The following is a 17,819-nucleotide window of genomic DNA, read 5'->3' on the forward strand; positions in this document are numbered from 1 at the left end:
AAGAAAATTTTTGCAAAGATACATTTTTCCGTTAATAAGCCATAATTGTTTGCTGCGATAAGGCTTTGTCCAAAATTTTGGAATTATTCCATAAATCAGCAATAACTTTTATTGTATTGCAGCAAAACTTATCTTATTTTAGCAGACCTTATTTCAAAAAATTATAATACACATTCATGAGCAACGATAAAGAAAAAGACGCGAAACTAAAGGCATTAAAGCTTACCCTGGACAAAATGGACAAAACATACGGAAAGGGTACCGTAATGAAAATGAGTGACCAGGTCGTGGTAGATGTGGATGCGATTTCTACAGGTTCATTAGGTCTTGATCTAGCTTTAGGTGTTGGAGGATATCCTAGAGGAAGGGTTATTGAAATTTATGGCCCGGAATCTTCAGGTAAAACCACGCTTACTTTACACGCAATTGCTGAAGCTCAGAAAAAAGGTGGCATTGCTGCTTTTATAGATGCGGAACATGCATTTGATAGATTTTACGCGGAAAAACTGGATGTAGATATAGACAACCTTATCATATCCCAACCAGATAATGGGGAGCAGGCTCTTGAAATTACCGATAATCTTATCCGTTCCGGAGCTATTGATATTATTGTAATCGACTCCGTTGCCGCTCTTACTCCAAAAAGTGAGATCGAAGGGGAAATGGGAGATTCCAAAATGGGTCTTCATGCAAGATTAATGTCTCAGGCACTTAGAAAACTTACCTCCTCTATCAGTAAAACAAACTGTACAGTTATTTTCATTAACCAGTTAAGAGAGAAAATTGGGGTAATGTTCGGGAATCCTGAAACTACTACCGGTGGTAACGCTCTTAAATTTTACGCTTCTGTAAGACTTGATATCAGAAGATCTACACAAATAAAGGATAGCGCAAACAATGTGATGGGGAACAAAACCCGTGTGAAGGTGGTGAAGAATAAAGTTGCTCCTCCTTTTAAAACGGCAGAATTTGACATTATGTATGGCGAGGGAATTTCCAAAATTGGTGAGATCATCGATATTGGAGTTGATTACGAGATCGTAAAGAAAAGCGGTTCGTGGTTTAGTTATGAAGATACTAAACTGGGACAGGGTCGTGACGCAGTTAAGATATTACTGAAAGACAATCCGGACCTTATGGAAGAACTGGAAGAAAAGATAAAAAATGCTATTAAACTGGCAAAAGAATAAGTTTCAGGAGTTTCCCTGAAGGCATTTGCTTTTACTCGAAAATTAAAATCCCCATTTTGGGGATTTTTTTTGCTTTATACGCAACCTTTATTTAAGAAGTGCATCTATGGTATAAACGCGAAAAGAATATGAAAAAAATAGTTTTTGCCTTAGTGACACTAATTGCGATGAGCAGTTGTTCGATTGATGATGACAACTCTAACACCTCCTATGAATTTGCAGAAATTACTGATTTTGAGTTTCCTGAATTTTTTGAAGCCGGAAAAAGTTATGATCTAAAATTAACCTACCAACTGCCTTCAACCTGTCATACATTTGCTGGATTTGATGGAGGTAGAGAAGATTTAAATTCAAATGAAATTTTCATTTATGCCTTAACTTCTTTCGACCCAAATGAAACAGGTTGTGATTCTTCTAATGATACAGATCTAACTTCCGCTGGTACTATTAGAGGTTTTAACATTAGTGCGAATGTCGATGAGGATGAAATCTTTATTTTTAATTTATGGACTGGTGAGGATGCTAATGGCGATCCAGTTTTCACAACGGTAGAAGTACCCGTAGGCGAAACAGCAGAAACACCATAAAATCTAGATATCTTTGCCGATAGCTTAAAAATTAATTTTGACCAGCCTTAAGAATCTCATTCGTCAGTGCAAAAATCAAGAGAGAAATGCACAGGAAGAGCTTTATCGCATCTATGCGGCAAAGCTTTTTGGCGTATGTCTTAAATATTCCGACAGCTACCATCAGGCAGAGGATAACCTGCAGGATGGATTTGTAACCATCTTTGATAAAATTTCTCAATATAAAGATGAGGGTTCTTTTGAAGGCTGGATGAAACGAATTTTAATAAATACCGCTTTACAAAAGCACCGGAAACAAAAAGTATATGCCCTCACCAATGAGGATAATATTCCCGAAGAAGAGGTGGAAGTAGAAACCGATGATCTCTCAGTAGATTTTCTATTGAAATGCGTTCAGGAGCTTCCAGACAGATACAGACAGGTTTTTAATATGTACGTCATGGATGGCTACTCCCATCGTGAAATATCTGAAATGTTGAAAATTTCTGAAGGAACCTCAAAATCCAATCTTGCCAGGGCAAGGATGGCTTTGAGAGATAAAATTGAAAAAAAAGAAAGTATTAAAAATTCGGCTCAATCATTATGAAAGAAAAGAAAAACATAGACCGGATTTTTCAGGAAAAGTTCAAGGACTTTGAAACGGAACCTCATGAAAGAGTGTGGAATAATATCGCTTCAAAACTTGATAAGAAAGACAAAAAAAGACCCCTTATTATTCCTTTATGGTTTAAGATTGGTGGTGTTGCAGCGATTATGGCTATAATCCTTGCCAGCCTGCTCTTCACCAATAATCAAAATTCTGTTACAGGGGAACCGGAAGTGGTCTTTGAAAATCCTGAAAAATCAACAAAAGAGCAAAACTCAAATAAAGAGTCTTCAGCAGGAAAAAATAAGAATACAAACATTTCTGAAGAAGAAATAGTCTCTGAAGAGAAGACTTATAAATCTGAAAATGATGAAATAAATGCTGCTTCAAATAATAAGTCCTCCTCAAATTCTGCTCTAACAGGGAATGAAAACAATAGCTCTCAGGAAAAAAGAAAAAATAATATTATAAAATCTGATACTCCTATTAGTACAGAGTCGGCAATTGCAAATAAAGAGAAGAAGTCAAAATCTTCAAATTTTACCGATTCAGATGAGGAATTAGTTAATTCTGAAAAAGAAAGCAGGGATATTACTTCCGAAGCGATTGCAGCATCTGAAACTACAGAGAAGGATTCAGTGAAAATTCAATCGATCATTAAAGAAGAGAATGCACTTGCCGATGTTGAGGAAGAAAAGAAAAAACGAGAAGAAAACGAGGAGGATATCGCTGACCTGGATTCGAGAAAGATGCGTCTTTCCACTTTTGCCGCACCGGTGTTTTACAAGAATATTGGAAGCGGGAATGAGCTTTCCAACCAGTTATCAGACAATTCAACCTCTTCAGAAGTAACCCTAGCTTACGGAGTAAAAATAGCCTATAAAATTTCGGATAAGCTTAAGATCAGAACCGGGATTAGTAAAATTGATATCAATAAGAATATTCAGGATATTTCATATTCCCCTTCAGCAATGTCCGTTGGTTTCGAAAATATTAGTCCATTGGAAGATAATATTCAAATTAGGGATAACTCCCCGGGGCCTTCAGAGAGCGGATTACCAATTGGCGGCATGGACGGAAATAATTCTTTAACTACCGCCATAGTTACTACCGGAGAGATCAATCAGCAATTTGGATATATAGAAGTGCCGCTGGAGGTTGAATATGTTTTGATAGATAGCAAATTCGGTTTAAATATCATCGGTGGTGGAAGTAGTTTATTCCTGGACAATAACCGGGTTCAACTAATTTCTGGAGAGATGAAAACTGATCTGGGTAAAGCGACCAATATCAACAATACCAGTTTTAGTACTAATATTGGGGTAGGTATGGATTACCAGTTAACAGATAAATTCAGCATCAATGTTGAACCTATCTTTAAATATCAGATCAATACCTTTAATAATGTGAATAATGTGCAACCGGTAAACTTTGGAGTATACTCAGGTTTAAGCTTCAGATTTTAATGTACGGTAGGATTGGTAAGTTCCTGATGGATGATCTTATAAGTTTGATCTCTTAATTGCTTTCTATCTGTAGCCGCAAGTTCTTTAGTACAAATAAAATGGTGGATCTTTACCCTCAGTTTTCCCGGTTTTCCCGAAAGGAATTTATAGGAAAATCGCTGTTTGTTATCATGAAAACTTAAGGGTACTATGGGAATTTGATGTTCTATCGCCAGTCTGAAAGCCCCGTCCTTAAACTGATCCAGGATGATTGATTGGTCTGCCGGGACTCCCCCTTCAGGAAAGATACAAATACTATTCTCCTGTTTTAATCTTCGCTGTGCTTCTTCAAAGGCAGCCATTCTGCTTTTTTGATTTTTACGGTCTACCAGGATACAGGTTCTACGGTAGAAAAAGCCGAAGACCGGTATTCTGCCCAGTTCTTTTTTTCCAATAAATACAAAAGGTTGTTTTATAACTGATAGCATCAGCATGATATCCAGCATAGAGGTGTGATTGGCCACCAGCATATAACTTTTATGCTTTTCAGGAATTTGATCTGCTTCCAGTTTAATATTAAAGCCCATTCCAAAAAGGATGATTTTCGCCCAAATTCGGGCACAGATAAAATATTGCGGGTAAAACTTTTCAGAAGAAGTAAAAACGATTAAAAAAGGAAGCATTATGAATATGGGAATGATCATTAGAATATAGAACCAGATTCGCCAAAACAGGATCGCTACCGATTTAATAAAACTCATAGTCTCCAAAAGTAGTAAAATGAACCGAGTCAATTCTATAAAAAAATTACCTTTGCATCAAAATTCAAGAAGTCAATGTCCAGAATACTTACAGGAGTACAAAGTACAGGAACCCCACACCTGGGAAATCTTTTAGGAGCGATTATGCCGGCAATTGAAATGGCGAATCAACCAGATAATGATTCCTTTATTTTTATTGCAGACATGCATTCGCTTACGCAAATAAAAGATGCTGAAACGCTTAGGCAAAACACCTATTCTGTTGCGGCGACCTGGCTGGCTTGCGGACTTGATATTGAAAGAAGTGTTTTTTACCGTCAAAGCGATATTCCCCAGGTTACTGAGTTATCATGGTATTTGAGCTGTTTCTTCCCTTACCAACGATTAACCCTTGCCCATTCTTTTAAAGATAAGGCAGACCGGTTAGAAGATGTAAATTCTGGACTTTTCTCCTACCCCATGTTGATGGCTGCAGATATTTTGCTTTATGATGCGGAAATAGTTCCGGTGGGAAAAGACCAGCTACAACATATTGAAATGACCCGGGATGTTGCTTCCAGATTTCATGCAAAAATGGGAGAGGTCTTTGTGATGCCTGAAGCCAATGTCCAGAAGGATTCTATGTATGTTCCCGGGACAGACGGAGCAAAGATGAGCAAATCTAAAGGCAATACCATCAATATTTTCCAGACCGATAAAAAACTGAGAAAACAAATCATGAGTATTGATACAGACAGTACTCCTCTGGAAGAACCCAAAGATCCTGATACCTGTAATGTTTTTGCTCTTTACAAGATCATGGCTACCGAAGAACAAACAACCGAAATGCGCAAGAATTATGAAGCAGGAGGTTATGGATATGGACATGCAAAACAGGCACTCTTTGAACTTGTGAAAGATAAATTCCAGGAACCAAGAGAAAAATATGAGTATTATATCAATAATCTTGAAGAGGTTGATAAAGCTTTAAAAATAGGAGCCGAAAAAGCCCGACTGGTTGCCGATAAAGTCTTACAAAAAGTTAGAGCCAAGGCAGGATATTAGATCACCTCAAAGAGTTTTCCCGGTAGTGGCCTAATTGCTCCTTTCAATTCCATGTTTAGGAGTAAAGAGGCGGTTTTAAAAGTTGGAAAATTGCAGTTAAGAGCTACAATGTCCAGTTCTGTTTTGCCTTGTATTTGCAGGAATTCGTAAAGTTTTTGTTCATCCTCTTCCAATTCTACAAAAAGTTGCTTTTGAACAATTTTTTGTTCTTTTTCAATTTCCCAGTTTAAAATATAGGCAAGATCTGCCGCAGAAGTCAAAACATGTGCCCTTTGCGCTTTAATTAAATTATTGCAGCCGATACTAAATTTATCTGTGGGTCTGCCCGGAACAGCGAAAACTTCCCGGTCATAAGAAATCGCGATATCTGCGGTTACCAAAGCTCCGCCTTTTTCTGCACTCTCAATAACTATGGTAGCTTCACTCAACCCGGCGATAATACGGTTACGCTTCAAAAAATTATTGCGGTCAAAATTATCTGTACTCCAGAAATCGGTGAAGAATCCCCCATTCTCCTCTATTTCCTTCATATATTTTTTATGAGATCTGGGATATATTTGATTCAATCCATGAGCGAGACAGCCAATCGTTTGAAGTTCATTTTTGACGGCAGCTTTTTGAGCCGTAATATCCACCCCATAGGCATAACCTGAAATTATTACCGGCTCCAGAACAGCAATTTCCTCGATTAGTTTTTCGCAGAAAGAAGTTCCATGAGAAGTGATCTGCCTGGTACCAACAACACTAATGATCCTTTTTTTATGCAGGTCTATATTACCTTTTGAAAACATAAGAATTGGACCATCCAGGCAGTGCTTTAATTTTTCCGGATAATTTTCATGCTTAAAATAATGAGTTTGAATTTTATGCTGCTCAATAAATTTTAATTCCTGTTCTGCCGCCTTTAAATGAATAGAATCATGCAACTCCTGAACCCTTATCTTTCCAATTCCGTCAATTTTTTGAAGAGCTGACTTCTTTTCCTGGAAGATATTTTTAGCACTCCCAAATTGCCTGATCAGTTTTTTCGCGGTAGTATCTCCCAGATTAGGAATATGTTGCAAGGCGAGCGTGTAGATTAAGTCTTGAGAATCCATTCAGGTCAATTTGATTAAAATTACAGAAAAAAACATTTGTTAATAAAATTTCTTTGGGTAACTTTATAGCACTACCAATAACCTATATTTTTGCGACCAATGAATATTTCCACCCACATCCAGGATCTGCTTTATAGATACGAATGCGTAGTTTTGCCCGGTTTCGGTGCTTTCCTTTCGCAAAAGCAATCAGCTTACATAGACAGTGAATCAAACGAATTCTTCCCGCCTAACAAAGTCATTTCCTTTAACAGGCAGTTGATCAAGAATGACGGTTTACTTGCTAATTATATTGCAGAAGTTGAATCTGTAAAATATAATTCGGCAACTAACATGATCCAGGAGTTTGTGTATGACCTGGAGAATTCCCTGCAAAATGAAGCGAAAGCGGAATTGGCTAATATTGGAAAATTCTATTTGGATAGTGAAGATAAACTTCAATTTGAACCATTTGCACAGATCAATTTCTTAACTCAATCCTTTGGGTTGGATTCTTATAAAACAATTCCGGTTAACCGTGAAGCTTATAAAAAGCAGGTTGAAGAAATTGAAGAAAAGACTCCGCTACTTTTCACTCCGGAAAGAAGAAGATCCTCTCTTCTAAAATATGCTGCTATAGGAATTATTGCTCTAGGAGTTTCAGGTTTTGCTGGATTAAATATTTACAGTAGCCAGGTTTCCAAGCATAATATCGCAGAACAGCAAGAAGCTCAAACCCAGCTTCAGCAACAAATTCAACAGGCCACCTTTGTAATTGACAACCCTCTGCCTGCCGTTACTTTTGAAGTGGAAAAGCAGTCTGGAAACTATCATGTCATAGCAGGTGCTTTTAGGGTAGAAGAAAATGCTCAAACAAAAGTGGATGAGCTAAAAGCTGCCGGTCATAGCGCAAGGCTAATAGGAGCCAATAAATATGGACTCCACCAGGTAGTATATTCAAGCCATCAAACCCGAAGAGAAGCCATTAATAAACTTTACGAAGTAAAAAGAACCAATGAAGGCGCCTGGTTATTGGTACAGGAATTTTAATACTTTGTTAACGGCTAAACCGCCAAAATCCTCCTTACTTTTGCAAAAAAATTGACATGGAGGCTAAATCACCAAGCGAATCACGTACTATATTAACAGATCTTGTTCTACCAAGTGAAACAAACCCCCTAAACAATTTGTTTGGAGGTGAGTTGCTTGCGCGTATGGATCGTGCTGCAAGTATTGCCGCTAGGAGACATAGCCGTAGAATTGTAGTGACTGCCTCGGTTAATCATGTAGCTTTTAATAAAGCTATCCCTCTTGGTAGCGTTGTAACTGTTGAAGCTGTAGTTTCAAGGGCGTTTAAGAGTTCTATGGAGATCTATATAGATGTTTGGGTGGAAGATCGTGAAAGTGGCCGTAGAAGTAAGGCAAATGAAGCCATCTATACCTTTGTCGCGGTAGATGAAACCGGAACCCCAATTCAAATTCCTGCTTTAGAACCGGAATCAGAACTGGAAAAGCAACGTTACGAAGCCGCTTTAAGAAGAAAACAATTGAGTCTTGTTCTAGCCGGGAAAATGAAACCTAAAGAAGCTACCGAATTAAAGGCTCTATTCGAAGATTAAATCCTTAAACTTTTTTTGATATTACATCCTGTAGATCCAGTCTGCTGGATCCATTTTCTGGTCATTCCTGTAAAGTAGAAAGTGTAGGGTAGTCTTACCCGTAGATCTACTGGTGGCAACTTCTCCAATTTCCTGCTCGGTAGTAACCTGATCCCCTCTTTTTACATATACTTCCTCGAGGTTGTTATAGATGGTAATATAATCACCGTGTCTTACCATTACCGCCTGATTGGCACCTTTCACTGCCTGAACTTCACTCACCGTTCCATTAAAAACTGCCCGGGCCTTTCCACCCTTATCGGTATCTATTCGAACACCATTATTATTGACCATTACAGATGAGACCACCGGGTGCGGTTGTTTTCCAAAACGCATGGTCACAATCCCAGATTTAACCGGCCAGGGTAACTTACCCTTATTATTATTGAAATCTGCTGCAAGAGCTTTCGCCGCCGGAGTTAATTCAAAAGTACTTCTGGAAGTTGAACCACTGCCGCTTTCCTTATTTGCTTTTGCAATAGACTCCCGGATCATCTTATCGATAGCGCGGTCTATCTCATCGATCTCACTTTGTTTGTTTCTAATTTGCGTTGCAAATTGCCCCTCACGCTGTCTAATTGTGGCCATAAGAGTTTGTTGAGATTTCCTATTCTCCTCAAGTTGCGCCCTGGTTTTTCTGTTTTCAGCAACAAGCTTTTCTTTTTCTTCTTTCTGCTGAACAAGCCTTGCATTGAGTTGCTGTAATTCAGTTGCATTGGCTTTAATTTCTTCCCCCTGCTGTTTACGATAATTTGTATACTGTTTCATATACTGAAGTCGCTTGTAGGCCTGCAAAAAGTTTTTTGAAGACAATAAAAACATCACGCGGCTTTGCTGAGATTTACTTTTATAGGATTTTTCGATCATGCGGGCATAATCTTCTTTCAGCTTCTCCAACTCTTTTCTTAGCTGTCCAATTTTATTAGTATTGGTATTGATCTCCCTGGTAAGTAAATTTGCCTGCTGGTTGGTAAGTTTTATAAGATCTTCGGTACTTTTTATCTGTTGATTCAGGTCCTCCACCTGTCCCAATACCGAACGTTGCTTTTTCTGGTTTGAAATTCGAAGCTCATTGATCCGGCTAATCTCATTACGGAGTTCGATCCTCCTTTTTTCGAGATCTTCACGATTGGTTTGAGCGTTGGTTAAATTATAACCAAAGAATAGAAAAAATAATAAAAGTAGGGATCTTGAAAACTTTAGTTCAATCATTTTAAACTGATTTCTTCGTAACCTGATGGAATGTCAAATGGAAAACTAACTTCCTCATTAAAACTGATAGATCTGTAGGTAAGGTCAATATTGGTGCTTGAACCTCCTTCATTGGCAATTATCTTGATGTTATCTGGAAAGATCAATCCATCCACTTCCTGATAATCTGAATAAGTCACCGTTAAACTCCGATTTTCCTGTTCCTGGGCTAATTGCTGGGCTCCTGCTTTAAAGTTTGCCGGATTCAGAAGAAACATTTTTTTCATAACCGATCCGTCATCCTTTACAAATTGAAAACCACGAGGAGACTGCACAAAATTATATTCCTCTTCACGTAGATCATAAATCGCCTGACCTATTAATAAATTCTGAAGTTTTTGAAAATCAAGGCTGGTGCCTAAGAATTCGCTAACCAGCCTGAAGTCGCCATCAAAATAGGTCTGGGTTACCTTTTCATAGTAACTCACACTATTTGGGGTGATATAGGCTTTGGCCACAGGAAATCCAAGAATACTTGCGCTCAACCAGATCGCTTTATCCTTTTCCAACCTAAAACTTAGGTTCACAGATTGTGTTTTTTCTTCATCCTGATAAACCGCCCTGAGTTTCCCCGAAGCTGTTTTAAATTGAGTTTCTGCTGTATAATGCTTTTTAATTACTGAAACGGCTTCAGCATCCTTTGTTGCTATTTTTCCAACGGACCTGCTACCTCCGCAGGAAACTATAAAAGCGGAAAGCAGGATCAGGGCAAATATTCTCTTTAACATCAGTTAATTTCTTTTTTTAAATTTTCTGCCTTAAGGCGATATTCTTCAGCTTTATCTGCATTTTTCATACCATTGTAACTAATCGCAAGCTGGGAATAAAAATCAATTTCCATAAGGCTATCTTCCAACAAATAATCCAGGCCTTCCAGTAAACTTTCTTCCGCTGCCTTATAATCCATGAGCCTGTTCAGTGCCACCGCCTGAAACAGATAAAGCAGAGGCTGAGAAGGAAATCCTTCTAATGCTTCGCCGCTTAATTCTTTTGCAGCTTCATATTTTTCAAATTCCAACTGCAAAAGAAGTGTATTCTTTGTTAATTCAAAGTTCTCGGGATTCTCTTTTAGACCCAATTCAAAAAACTTTAACGCATCTTCCCTATTATTCTTTTTCAGATAATAGCTACCTAGCTGCTCATACAATTTAGGAGCATCTTCCCATTCTGAAAGTTTTCCGGCAACTTCAATAAGGTCTTCTTCGTATGTTGGATTTTCCTGAACAAAATTGAGGAAATCATTCAAAACCTTAAATTTTGATTCAGGATCTATTTCTTCACTTTCAAAAACGATTTTCATGGAAGCTACTGCAGCATCGGTATCGCCTTTGTCTAGATAGAACTTATAAAGAGCCAGATGCGCAAGCGTAGAGCCGGGATTCGTCTTTAAAAGCTCCTGAGCGACCTTAAAGGCCTCTTCATTTTCACCCTGCTCACTGTAGATGTAAATAAGATTGAGATAATTCTGTTCCACATCAGGATTCGCTGAAATTCCCTGTTGCAGGTTTTCTATTTGTGCACCCGTGTTATTTGTGCGTGCAAAGATTTGACGCCTTAATGAATTCCGGTAAGAGTTAACACCGAGTTTCGCATCAAGCTCATCTAACAAATTAAGTGCTTCATCATAATTTTCATTCAGCAGATAAAGGTTGGCAAGATCTTCTTTATAAGATTCATCTATGGGAATAAGCTTTTTTAAAGTGGCTATGGCCCCGTCAAAATCCTCAGTCATTGCATAAGTTTGAAAAAGATAGACCAGAATCGATTCTTTTTGAGGTTCCAGCTCACTTGCCTTTTTGAAATTGGCAATCGCATTATCAAACTGTTCAAGTTCCTGATAGTTCTTGCCTAATTCGAAATAAACCACCGACTTTTCCGTATCCAGCTGCAGGCATTTTTCTAAAGCAGTGATTGCTTTTTCATAATTTTCAATGCCTTTCTGTTTTAGAGCTTCAAAAAAAGATTCCTGAAACTCATCGCTCACATTTCCGAGGTCATCCTGGCTAACATCCTGAAAAAGCTGAGGCAGTTCCTGCGAATTAACAGGAATTGCCAGTAAAGCAATCATCAGGATGATAAACAGGTTCTTCATAATTATATTTTATTCGAGGACCGAATAGTCTCCAATACTTATCTGGGTAAACTCCCCATCAAATTTAGCATGATTCCCAATCATTGCATTATCAAGACGGGCATTTTTTACCTCAGAAAAAGTTTGAATAAGACTATTCTTGATATTAGAATTTTCAATTTTGGTGCCATCACCTATAGAAACGTTAGGACCTATCTTTGCATTGATCAATTCTACGTTTTCTCCAATATAGCATGGCTCTGTAATTTCTGAATCTTTGATCATAACTGAATCTGAAATTAGTTTTTCTCCATCTTTATGAAGGAAATTGAGCATTCTGCCGTTAGTCTCTACAGTTACATTTTTATTCCCGCAGTCCATCCATTCATCAACTTTACCCGGTACGAATCTCAATCCGCTTTTACGCATCGCTTCGATCCCGTCATTGATCTGATATTCACCTCCACGAGTTAGCTTGGCGTCCAGAACATTTTGCAGTTCGTTCTTCAAAACTTCAACATCTTTGAAATAGTAAATACCGATAACTGCAAGATCTGAAACAAATTCTTCCGGTTTCTCCACCAGATCTGTGATCTCATTATTCTGATTAAGTTTTACTACTCCAAATGCAGAAGGATTTTCAACTTTCTTGACCCACATTACAGCATCTGCCGATTTATCAAGGTTAAAGTCTGCTTTAAAAAGCGTATCGGCATAGGCGACGACCGCAGGACCGCTTAATGATTCCTTTGCACACATGATCGCATGACCGGTTCCAAGTGGTTTATCCTGGTAGTAGATCGTTCCCTTAGCTCCAAGACTATTGGCGATCTTCATAAGGTCCTGTTCAACCTTTTCCCCAAAATCCTCGCCGATAATAAAGGCAACTTCATCTATCTTCTCATCTAACACCTTGGCGATATCCTCTACAAGACGATGTACGATTGGTTTGCCCGCTATAGGAATTAACGGTTTTGGTACGGTTAAAGTATGTGGACGAAGTCGTGAACCACGACCTGCCATTGGTACGATAATTTTCATTTCAATTTTTTAAATTAGTTTTTATTTATTTCCTGTACTTCCAAATCCTCCGACTCCACGTGAAGTTTCACCAAGAATATCTACTTCTTTCCAGGATATATGTTCGTGTTTTGCGATGACCATTTGGGCGATTCTTTCCCCATTATTCACTACAAATTCTTCATTGGACAAATTTACAAGTATCACCCCTATTTCTCCGCGATAATCGGCATCAATCGTGCCAGGTGCATTAAGGACGGTGATCCCTTTTTTAGCAGCCAACCCGCTTCGAGGTCTTACCTGAGCTTCAAAACCTAAAGGAAGTTCAATAAAAAGCCCGGTTTTTATGATAGCTCTTTCCAATGGTTTTAAAGTTACTGGCTGATCAATATTGGCCCGAAGGTCCATTCCTGCTGAAAAATCGGTTTCGTAATGCGGCAAATTATGCCCTGACTTGTTTATTATTTTAATCTCCATAAGTTAAGATTGTATGATTTTGAGAATTTGTTCTTTTTCTGAAAAATAGACTAACCCGATAAATAGTAATAATAACGGTATTCCCACGAAATAATTTCCGGGGAAAATATAAAATGAGATTCCTGAGATGAGTATAGAAATAAATAGATAACCTCCTATTTTCTTCATATCATAAGGTACAGGATAATACTTTTTTCCGAGGAAGTAAGAAACGATCATCATGCTTCCATAGGCGATAAGGGTAGCCCAGGCAGCCGCAATAAAACCAAAGAGGGGAATAAGCACTAAATTCAACACAATAGTAATTACCGCCCCTAGAATGGAAATATACATTCCAGTTCGGGTCTTATCTGTTAGCTTATACCATACGGAAAGGTTGTGATAGATCCCAAGAAATAAATTTGCCAGTAAAATTATTGGAACTATGCTAATGGCCATCCAGTATTCAGGATCACGGATCACCAGATTTTTGAAAAAATCGATAAAGCATACCAATACAAGAAATATAAGACTTCCTGCGATCACGAAATATTTCAAAATATCTGCATAAGTTTCCCGGGCATTATCCTTTTCTGAATGATTAAAAAAGAACGGCTCGGCACCCATTTTAAAAGCCTGAACAAAGATGGTCATAAAAACTGCAAGCTTGTAACATCCTGCATATGCTCCCATCACTTCATCTGAGATCATATCCTTGATTAGCAGTTTATCCAGATTTTCATTGATCACAAATGCAATTCCCGCAACCATTATGGGCCAGCCGTATTTCCACATTTGCCTGAAAATAGAGAAATCAAAAGTGATCTTTGTTTTAAAGAAATAGGGTAATAAAAGTAAAAAAGTTACAGCACTCGCGGCCAGATTGGCAATGAATATATATCCTACAATATCTTTAGGTCCGTAATTATCTAATACAAACTGCGGGGCGAACTGAGGATAATCTCTTACAAACCATAAAAAATAAACATTTAGAGTTACAACTATCAGAATATTGATGATCTTGATCCCGGCAAATTTTACCGGCCTGCCAGTTGCCCTCAAATAAGCAAAAGGAACCACTACCAGGGTATCCAACACCAATACACTAAAAAGTAACCTGAAGTAAAATGGATCCAGATCCATCAGCGCAATTAGGTCATCCTGGAAGATAAATACACCTATAGCAAATAAGATCGTACTTACAGTAAGTGCTATAAAAGCTGTAGAAAACACATTGGATTTTTCCTTTGCCCGGCTAAAGAATCTAAAAAAGGAAGTTTCCATCCCATAGGTAAGCAGTACATTAAAAAAAGCCGCCCAGACATAGAATACAGTATTAACCGAATATTCTTCAGCAGGCAATACTTCAGTATGCAACGGCACCAGTATAAAATTCATTAATCTGGGAAATACCGTTGCAAAACCGTAAATAAGAGTGTCTTGAAAAAATCTTTTTAAAGTACTCAACAGGAGCAGGTTGGTTTACTACAAATATCTGAATAAATCAGCATTATAAAAGCTTTCGCATTATTCCTTTTCCACAATCCCTGTTAGTTTGTAATATTTGAGCTTATCATATTGAGTGAAAACCAGAATAGCTTCATCCTCGTCTATAGAAAATGGGCTTTCTTCAGGTAATTGCGGGGGTCTATTCCCGTATTCTTCCTTAGGATCCTCATGCATGATCATATCCTCGCTTCCCATGCGGAAATTTGCGACATAAAGATTCGGTTTTTCTTCGCTCTTATTCAATTCAGATTTCATCCCATGAAAATAAACAGCATCCATAGTGATCCTTTGATCCTGAATTGCTGCCACAGGAATATTTAACTGAATTCCATTAGAAGTATAGGTATAATAAACCTCATTGAATTGAGCCGGAGCACGTTCCTGAAGATCTTTATTACTACCGCAAGAGGCAAAAAGAGTCAGAATAAAGATTCCGGTCATTAAGTGTAGTGCATTTTTCATATTATATGGTTTTTCGAGTTGAAGTTATAAAAACAAAACCCATACCAAATAAAAAAGCCCTCTAAATTGAGGGCTTAATATATTTGTAATTTATAGTTACCGGATTGAGATTCCTCGCTACGCTCGGAATGACAAACTATCCGTTCAATGCCTCTGCTCCACCAACGATCTCTAATATTTCGTTAGTAATAGATGCCTGTCTTGCCTTGTTATAAGAAAGTTTAAGATCATCTCGAAGCTCTGTTGCGTTCTCTGTCGCTTTGTGCATGGCCGTCATACGTGCACCGTGCTCTGAAGCAAATGAATCCCTAAGCGCTTTAAATAATTGCATTTTCAAAGATTTAGGTATAAGCTCTTTTACGATCTCCACCTTAGATGGCTCAAAAAGATAATCCAGTTGTTTGTTCTGTTCAGAATCAAATTTTTCGATAGGCAAAAACTGTTCATGCTTAACAACTTGCGTGGCGGCATTTTTAAACTGGTTGTACACCAGAACAATCTTATCGTACTTCTCATCAAGAAAAAGTTGCATCAATTCTTCGGCTATCACTGAAGCATTTTCAAAGCTCAGATCCTCATAGATATCATTGTTATTCTTATGAATATCATATTCCTTTTTCAAAATATCGTTGGCCTTTTTTCCAAGGCTATAGATATCTATATTTTTAGCTTTATAATCGTTCTTAGCCTTGTACTTTACAGCTTTTATTATATTAGTGTTAAAAGCTCCGGCCAATCCTTTGTTTGATGAAATAGCAACAATCAAAACATTTTTCAACTCGCGATCCTCTGCATATTTACTACCCTCATCATCATCTAATGTAGCACTTAAATCTTGTAGCAATTGAGTAAGCTTTTCAGAATAGGGACGCATTTGGGTAATTGCATCCTGAGCCCTGTTCAATTTTGCAGCTGATACCATTTTCATGGCTTTAGTAATCTGCATCGTTGAGGAAACTGAAGTGATCCTGCTACGTAATTCTTTTAAGTTTGCCATAAGCCCCTCTTAATCTCCCCAAAGGGGAGAAATTAGTATTCAATTTTATAATCTAACCCCTCCCCCTCGGGGAGGATGGGAGGGGCCTTACTAGTTCTTGTATTTAGCTGAAAGTTCTTTCGCAGCCTGAGTTAAAGTATCAATTACTTCATCTGTCAGTTTTCCTGCCTTAAGAGTATCCAGTGTATCTCTGTGCTTAGCATCAAGATATTCTAAATAATCCCTTTCAAATTCTTTAACCTTATCTACAGGTACATCTCTTAACAGGTTTTTAGAACCTGCATAAATGATCGCGATCTGGTCTTCTACCGGATAAGGATCATTTTGTCCCTGCTTAAGGATCTCCACGTTACGCTTACCTTTTTCAATCACATTCCTGGTAGCTGCATCAAGGTCAGATCCAAACTTAGCAAATGCTTCAAGTTCGCGATACTGAGCCTGGTCCAGTTTTAAGGTACCCGCAACTTTCTTCATAGACTTAATCTGAGCGTTACCACCCACACGAGATACTGAAATACCCACATCAATTGCAGGACGTACACCCGAGTTAAATAAGTCTGAAGTTAAGAAGATCTGCCCATCTGTAATCGAAATTACGTTCGTTGGAATATATGCTGAAACGTCACCTGCCTGAGTTTCAATAATAGGAAGCGCTGTAAGTGAACCACCACCTTTTACCTTGTCTTTAAGACTGTCTGGAAGGTCGTTCATTTGCTTTGCGATCGCATCATCATTAATAACTTTTGCAGAACGCTCTAATAATCTTGAATGAAGAAAGAATACATCCCCAGGATATGCTTCACGTCCTGGTGGACGACGAAGTAACAGGGAAACCTCACGATATGCTACCGCCTGCTTAGAAAGATCATCATAAACGATCAATGCAGGACGACCTGTATCTCTAAAATATTCCCCAATTGCTGCACCTGCAAAAGGAGCATATACCTGCATTGGAGCGGGATCTGATGCATTCGCCGCAACAATAGTTGTATAGGCTAAAGCACCTTTATCTTCAAGAGTCTTAGCAATTGCCGCAACTGTAGAAGCTTTCTGACCAATAGCCACATATATACAGTATACTGGTTCCCCAGCATCGTAAAATTCTTTCTGGTTTAGAATAGTATCAATACAAACAACGGTTTTACCGGTTTGACGGTCACCAATCACCAATTCACGTTGTCCTCTTCCTACCGGTACCATGGCATCGATAGATTTGATTCCCGTTTGAAGTGGTTCAGTTACTGGCTGACGGAAAATTACCCCCGGAGCTTTACGCTCAAGTGGCATTTCAAAAGTCTCCCCTTCAATTGCACCTTTCCCATCAATTGGAGCTCCTAATGTATCAACCACACGGCCAACAATTCCTTCTCCAACATTAATAGAAGCAATACGCTGAGTTCTTTTTACTGTAGAACCCTCTTTGATCTCGTTTGCAGGACCTAAAAGTACTACTCCAATATTGTCTTCTTCCAGGTTTAGAACGATCCCTTCAAGACCGCTTTCAAATTGAACCAATTCTCCATATTGAGCATTAGCGAGTCCATAAATGTTAGCAATACCGTCACCTACGGTTAGAACGGTACCTACTTCATCTAAAGAGGCCTTGGATTCAAAACCTGATAATTGTTGTTTTAATATTGCTGATACTTCAGCAGGATTTACTTCTGCCATAATTATTCAAGATAAAATGCCACATTAACATGTGA

Annotated in this window: 18 protein-coding genes; 7 read left to right on the plus strand and 11 right to left on the minus strand. The window is 38.3% G+C overall.

Annotated elements, in window-relative coordinates; translation table 11 throughout:
* The first annotated feature begins 176 nt into the window (after nt 1-176).
* The 4 genes from recA to LGQ90_RS11300 all read left to right on the plus strand — a co-directional run bounded on the left by recA (nt 177) and on the right by LGQ90_RS11300 (nt 3,829).
* Nucleotides 177-1,190, plus strand: a complete 1,014-nt coding sequence (gene recA / locus LGQ90_RS11285) for a recombinase RecA (RefSeq protein WP_229341153.1) — start codon at nt 177-179, stop codon at nt 1,188-1,190.
* A 128-nt stretch (nt 1,191-1,318) separates the two neighbouring features.
* The gene (locus LGQ90_RS11290) at nt 1,319-1,777 is read left to right on the plus strand and encodes a hypothetical protein (RefSeq protein WP_229341154.1); all 459 of its coding nucleotides are present in this window, start codon (nt 1,319-1,321) and stop codon (nt 1,775-1,777) included.
* A gap of 37 nt (nt 1,778-1,814) precedes the next feature.
* Nucleotides 1,815-2,363: an RNA polymerase sigma factor gene (locus LGQ90_RS11295; protein ID WP_229341155.1), complete on the plus strand. Its 549-nt coding sequence runs from the start codon at nt 1,815-1,817 to the stop codon at nt 2,361-2,363.
* Nucleotides 2,360-3,829: a hypothetical protein gene (locus LGQ90_RS11300; protein WP_229341156.1), complete on the plus strand. Its 1,470-nt coding sequence runs from the start codon at nt 2,360-2,362 to the stop codon at nt 3,827-3,829. Before LGQ90_RS11295 ends, LGQ90_RS11300 begins: the two co-directional genes overlap by 4 nt.
* Here the strand turns inward: LGQ90_RS11300 and LGQ90_RS11305 are convergent.
* Nucleotides 3,826-4,569 carry a lysophospholipid acyltransferase family protein gene (locus LGQ90_RS11305; protein ID WP_229341157.1) on the minus strand — a complete coding sequence of 248 codons (744 nt, stop codon included), beginning with the start codon at nt 4,567-4,569 and terminating at the stop codon, nt 3,826-3,828. The two genes, LGQ90_RS11300 and LGQ90_RS11305, sit on opposite strands and share 4 nt — an antisense overlap.
* Nucleotides 4,570-4,644: 75 nt before the next feature.
* Between LGQ90_RS11305 and trpS the strand changes: the two genes are divergently transcribed.
* Nucleotides 4,645-5,613 (plus strand): tryptophan--tRNA ligase, encoded by a 969-nt coding sequence (gene trpS, locus LGQ90_RS11310; protein ID WP_229341159.1) that lies wholly within the window; start codon nt 4,645-4,647, stop codon nt 5,611-5,613.
* Here trpS and dprA read toward each other — a convergent pair.
* Entirely contained in the window at nt 5,610-6,710 is a 1,101-nt protein-coding gene (gene dprA, locus LGQ90_RS11315) for a DNA-processing protein DprA (RefSeq protein ID WP_229341160.1), read from the minus strand. The two genes, trpS and dprA, sit on opposite strands and share 4 nt — an antisense overlap.
* A gap of 99 nt (nt 6,711-6,809) precedes the next feature.
* Between dprA and LGQ90_RS11320 the strand changes: the two genes are divergently transcribed.
* Both LGQ90_RS11320 and LGQ90_RS11325 read left to right on the plus strand, forming a co-directional pair.
* The gene (locus LGQ90_RS11320) at nt 6,810-7,739 is read left to right on the plus strand and encodes an HU domain-containing protein (RefSeq protein ID WP_229341161.1); all 930 of its coding nucleotides are present in this window, start codon (nt 6,810-6,812) and stop codon (nt 7,737-7,739) included.
* A gap of 56 nt (nt 7,740-7,795) precedes the next feature.
* Nucleotides 7,796-8,308, plus strand: coding sequence for an acyl-CoA thioesterase (locus tag LGQ90_RS11325; protein WP_229341162.1), 513 nt, complete (start codon nt 7,796-7,798; stop codon nt 8,306-8,308).
* 21 nt (nt 8,309-8,329) lie between these two features.
* Here LGQ90_RS11325 and LGQ90_RS11330 read toward each other — a convergent pair whose 3' ends face one another.
* The 9 genes from LGQ90_RS11330 to atpA form a co-directional block, all read right to left on the minus strand.
* A complete protein-coding gene (locus LGQ90_RS11330) occupies nt 8,330-9,559 on the minus strand; it encodes a murein hydrolase activator EnvC family protein (protein WP_229341163.1) in 1,230 nt (409 codons plus the stop codon).
* Entirely contained in the window at nt 9,556-10,326 is a 771-nt protein-coding gene (gene lolB1, locus LGQ90_RS11335) for a lipoprotein insertase outer membrane protein LolB1 (protein ID WP_229341165.1), read from the minus strand. Before lolB1 ends, LGQ90_RS11330 begins: the two co-directional genes overlap by 4 nt.
* On the minus strand, nt 10,326-11,690 hold the full coding sequence (locus tag LGQ90_RS11340; RefSeq protein WP_229341167.1) for a tetratricopeptide repeat protein: 1,365 nt from the start codon (nt 11,688-11,690) through the stop codon (nt 10,326-10,328). Before LGQ90_RS11340 ends, lolB1 begins: the two co-directional genes overlap by 1 nt.
* 9 nt (nt 11,691-11,699) lie before the next feature.
* The gene (locus LGQ90_RS11345; protein WP_229341169.1) at nt 11,700-12,710 is read right to left on the minus strand and encodes a sugar nucleotidyltransferase; all 1,011 of its coding nucleotides are present in this window, start codon (nt 12,708-12,710) and stop codon (nt 11,700-11,702) included.
* Nucleotides 12,711-12,731: 21 nt separating this feature from the next.
* Entirely contained in the window at nt 12,732-13,166 is a 435-nt protein-coding gene (gene dut / locus LGQ90_RS11350; RefSeq protein WP_229341171.1) for a dUTP diphosphatase, read from the minus strand.
* A gap of 3 nt (nt 13,167-13,169) precedes the next feature.
* Entirely contained in the window at nt 13,170-14,612 is a 1,443-nt protein-coding gene (locus tag LGQ90_RS11355) for an oligosaccharide flippase family protein (RefSeq protein ID WP_229341173.1), read from the minus strand.
* Nucleotides 14,613-14,672: 60 nt separating this feature from the next.
* A complete protein-coding gene (locus LGQ90_RS11360) occupies nt 14,673-15,116 on the minus strand; it encodes a hypothetical protein (protein ID WP_229341174.1) in 444 nt (147 codons plus the stop codon).
* 136 nt (nt 15,117-15,252) lie between these two features.
* Complete coding sequence (gene atpG / locus LGQ90_RS11365; RefSeq protein WP_229341175.1) at nt 15,253-16,113, minus strand: ATP synthase F1 subunit gamma; 861 nt, start codon at nt 16,111-16,113, stop codon at nt 15,253-15,255.
* Between the two features lie 90 nt (nt 16,114-16,203).
* Entirely contained in the window at nt 16,204-17,784 is a 1,581-nt protein-coding gene (gene atpA / locus LGQ90_RS11370; protein ID WP_229341176.1) for a F0F1 ATP synthase subunit alpha, read from the minus strand.
* Nucleotides 17,785-17,819 lie beyond the last annotated feature (35 nt).

Origin of the sequence: Christiangramia sediminis (genome assembly GCF_020552705.1) — a bacterium.
Classification (GTDB): domain Bacteria; phylum Bacteroidota; class Bacteroidia; order Flavobacteriales; family Flavobacteriaceae; genus Christiangramia; species Christiangramia sediminis.

Bases quoted from the DNA above. Each gene is read 5' to 3' on its own strand.
- LGQ90_RS11345 (WP_229341169.1), bottom strand. From the start codon at position 12,710: ATGAAAATTATCGTACCAATGGCAGGTCGTGGTTCACGACTTCGTCCA.
- LGQ90_RS11330 (WP_229341163.1), bottom strand. From the start codon at position 9,559: ATGATTGAACTAAAGTTTTCAAGATCCCTACTTTTATTATTTTTTCTA.
- dprA (WP_229341160.1), bottom strand. From the start codon at position 6,710: ATGGATTCTCAAGACTTAATCTACACGCTCGCCTTGCAACATATTCCT.
- LGQ90_RS11305 (WP_229341157.1), bottom strand. From the start codon at position 4,569: ATGAGTTTTATTAAATCGGTAGCGATCCTGTTTTGGCGAATCTGGTTC.
- LGQ90_RS11300 (WP_229341156.1), top strand. From the start codon at position 2,360: ATGAAAGAAAAGAAAAACATAGACCGGATTTTTCAGGAAAAGTTCAAG.
- LGQ90_RS11340 (WP_229341167.1), bottom strand. From the start codon at position 11,690: ATGAAGAACCTGTTTATCATCCTGATGATTGCTTTACTGGCAATTCCT.
- LGQ90_RS11360 (WP_229341174.1), bottom strand. From the start codon at position 15,116: ATGAAAAATGCACTACACTTAATGACCGGAATCTTTATTCTGACTCTT.
- LGQ90_RS11320 (WP_229341161.1), top strand. From the start codon at position 6,810: ATGAATATTTCCACCCACATCCAGGATCTGCTTTATAGATACGAATGC.
- atpG (WP_229341175.1), bottom strand. From the start codon at position 16,113: ATGGCAAACTTAAAAGAATTACGTAGCAGGATCACTTCAGTTTCCTCA.
- LGQ90_RS11325 (WP_229341162.1), top strand. From the start codon at position 7,796: ATGGAGGCTAAATCACCAAGCGAATCACGTACTATATTAACAGATCTT.
- LGQ90_RS11290 (WP_229341154.1), top strand. From the start codon at position 1,319: ATGAAAAAAATAGTTTTTGCCTTAGTGACACTAATTGCGATGAGCAGT.
- dut (WP_229341171.1), bottom strand. From the start codon at position 13,166: ATGGAGATTAAAATAATAAACAAGTCAGGGCATAATTTGCCGCATTAC.
- lolB1 (WP_229341165.1), bottom strand. From the start codon at position 10,326: ATGTTAAAGAGAATATTTGCCCTGATCCTGCTTTCCGCTTTTATAGTT.
- trpS (WP_229341159.1), top strand. From the start codon at position 4,645: ATGTCCAGAATACTTACAGGAGTACAAAGTACAGGAACCCCACACCTG.
- atpA (WP_229341176.1), bottom strand. From the start codon at position 17,784: ATGGCAGAAGTAAATCCTGCTGAAGTATCAGCAATATTAAAACAACAA.
- recA (WP_229341153.1), top strand. From the start codon at position 177: ATGAGCAACGATAAAGAAAAAGACGCGAAACTAAAGGCATTAAAGCTT.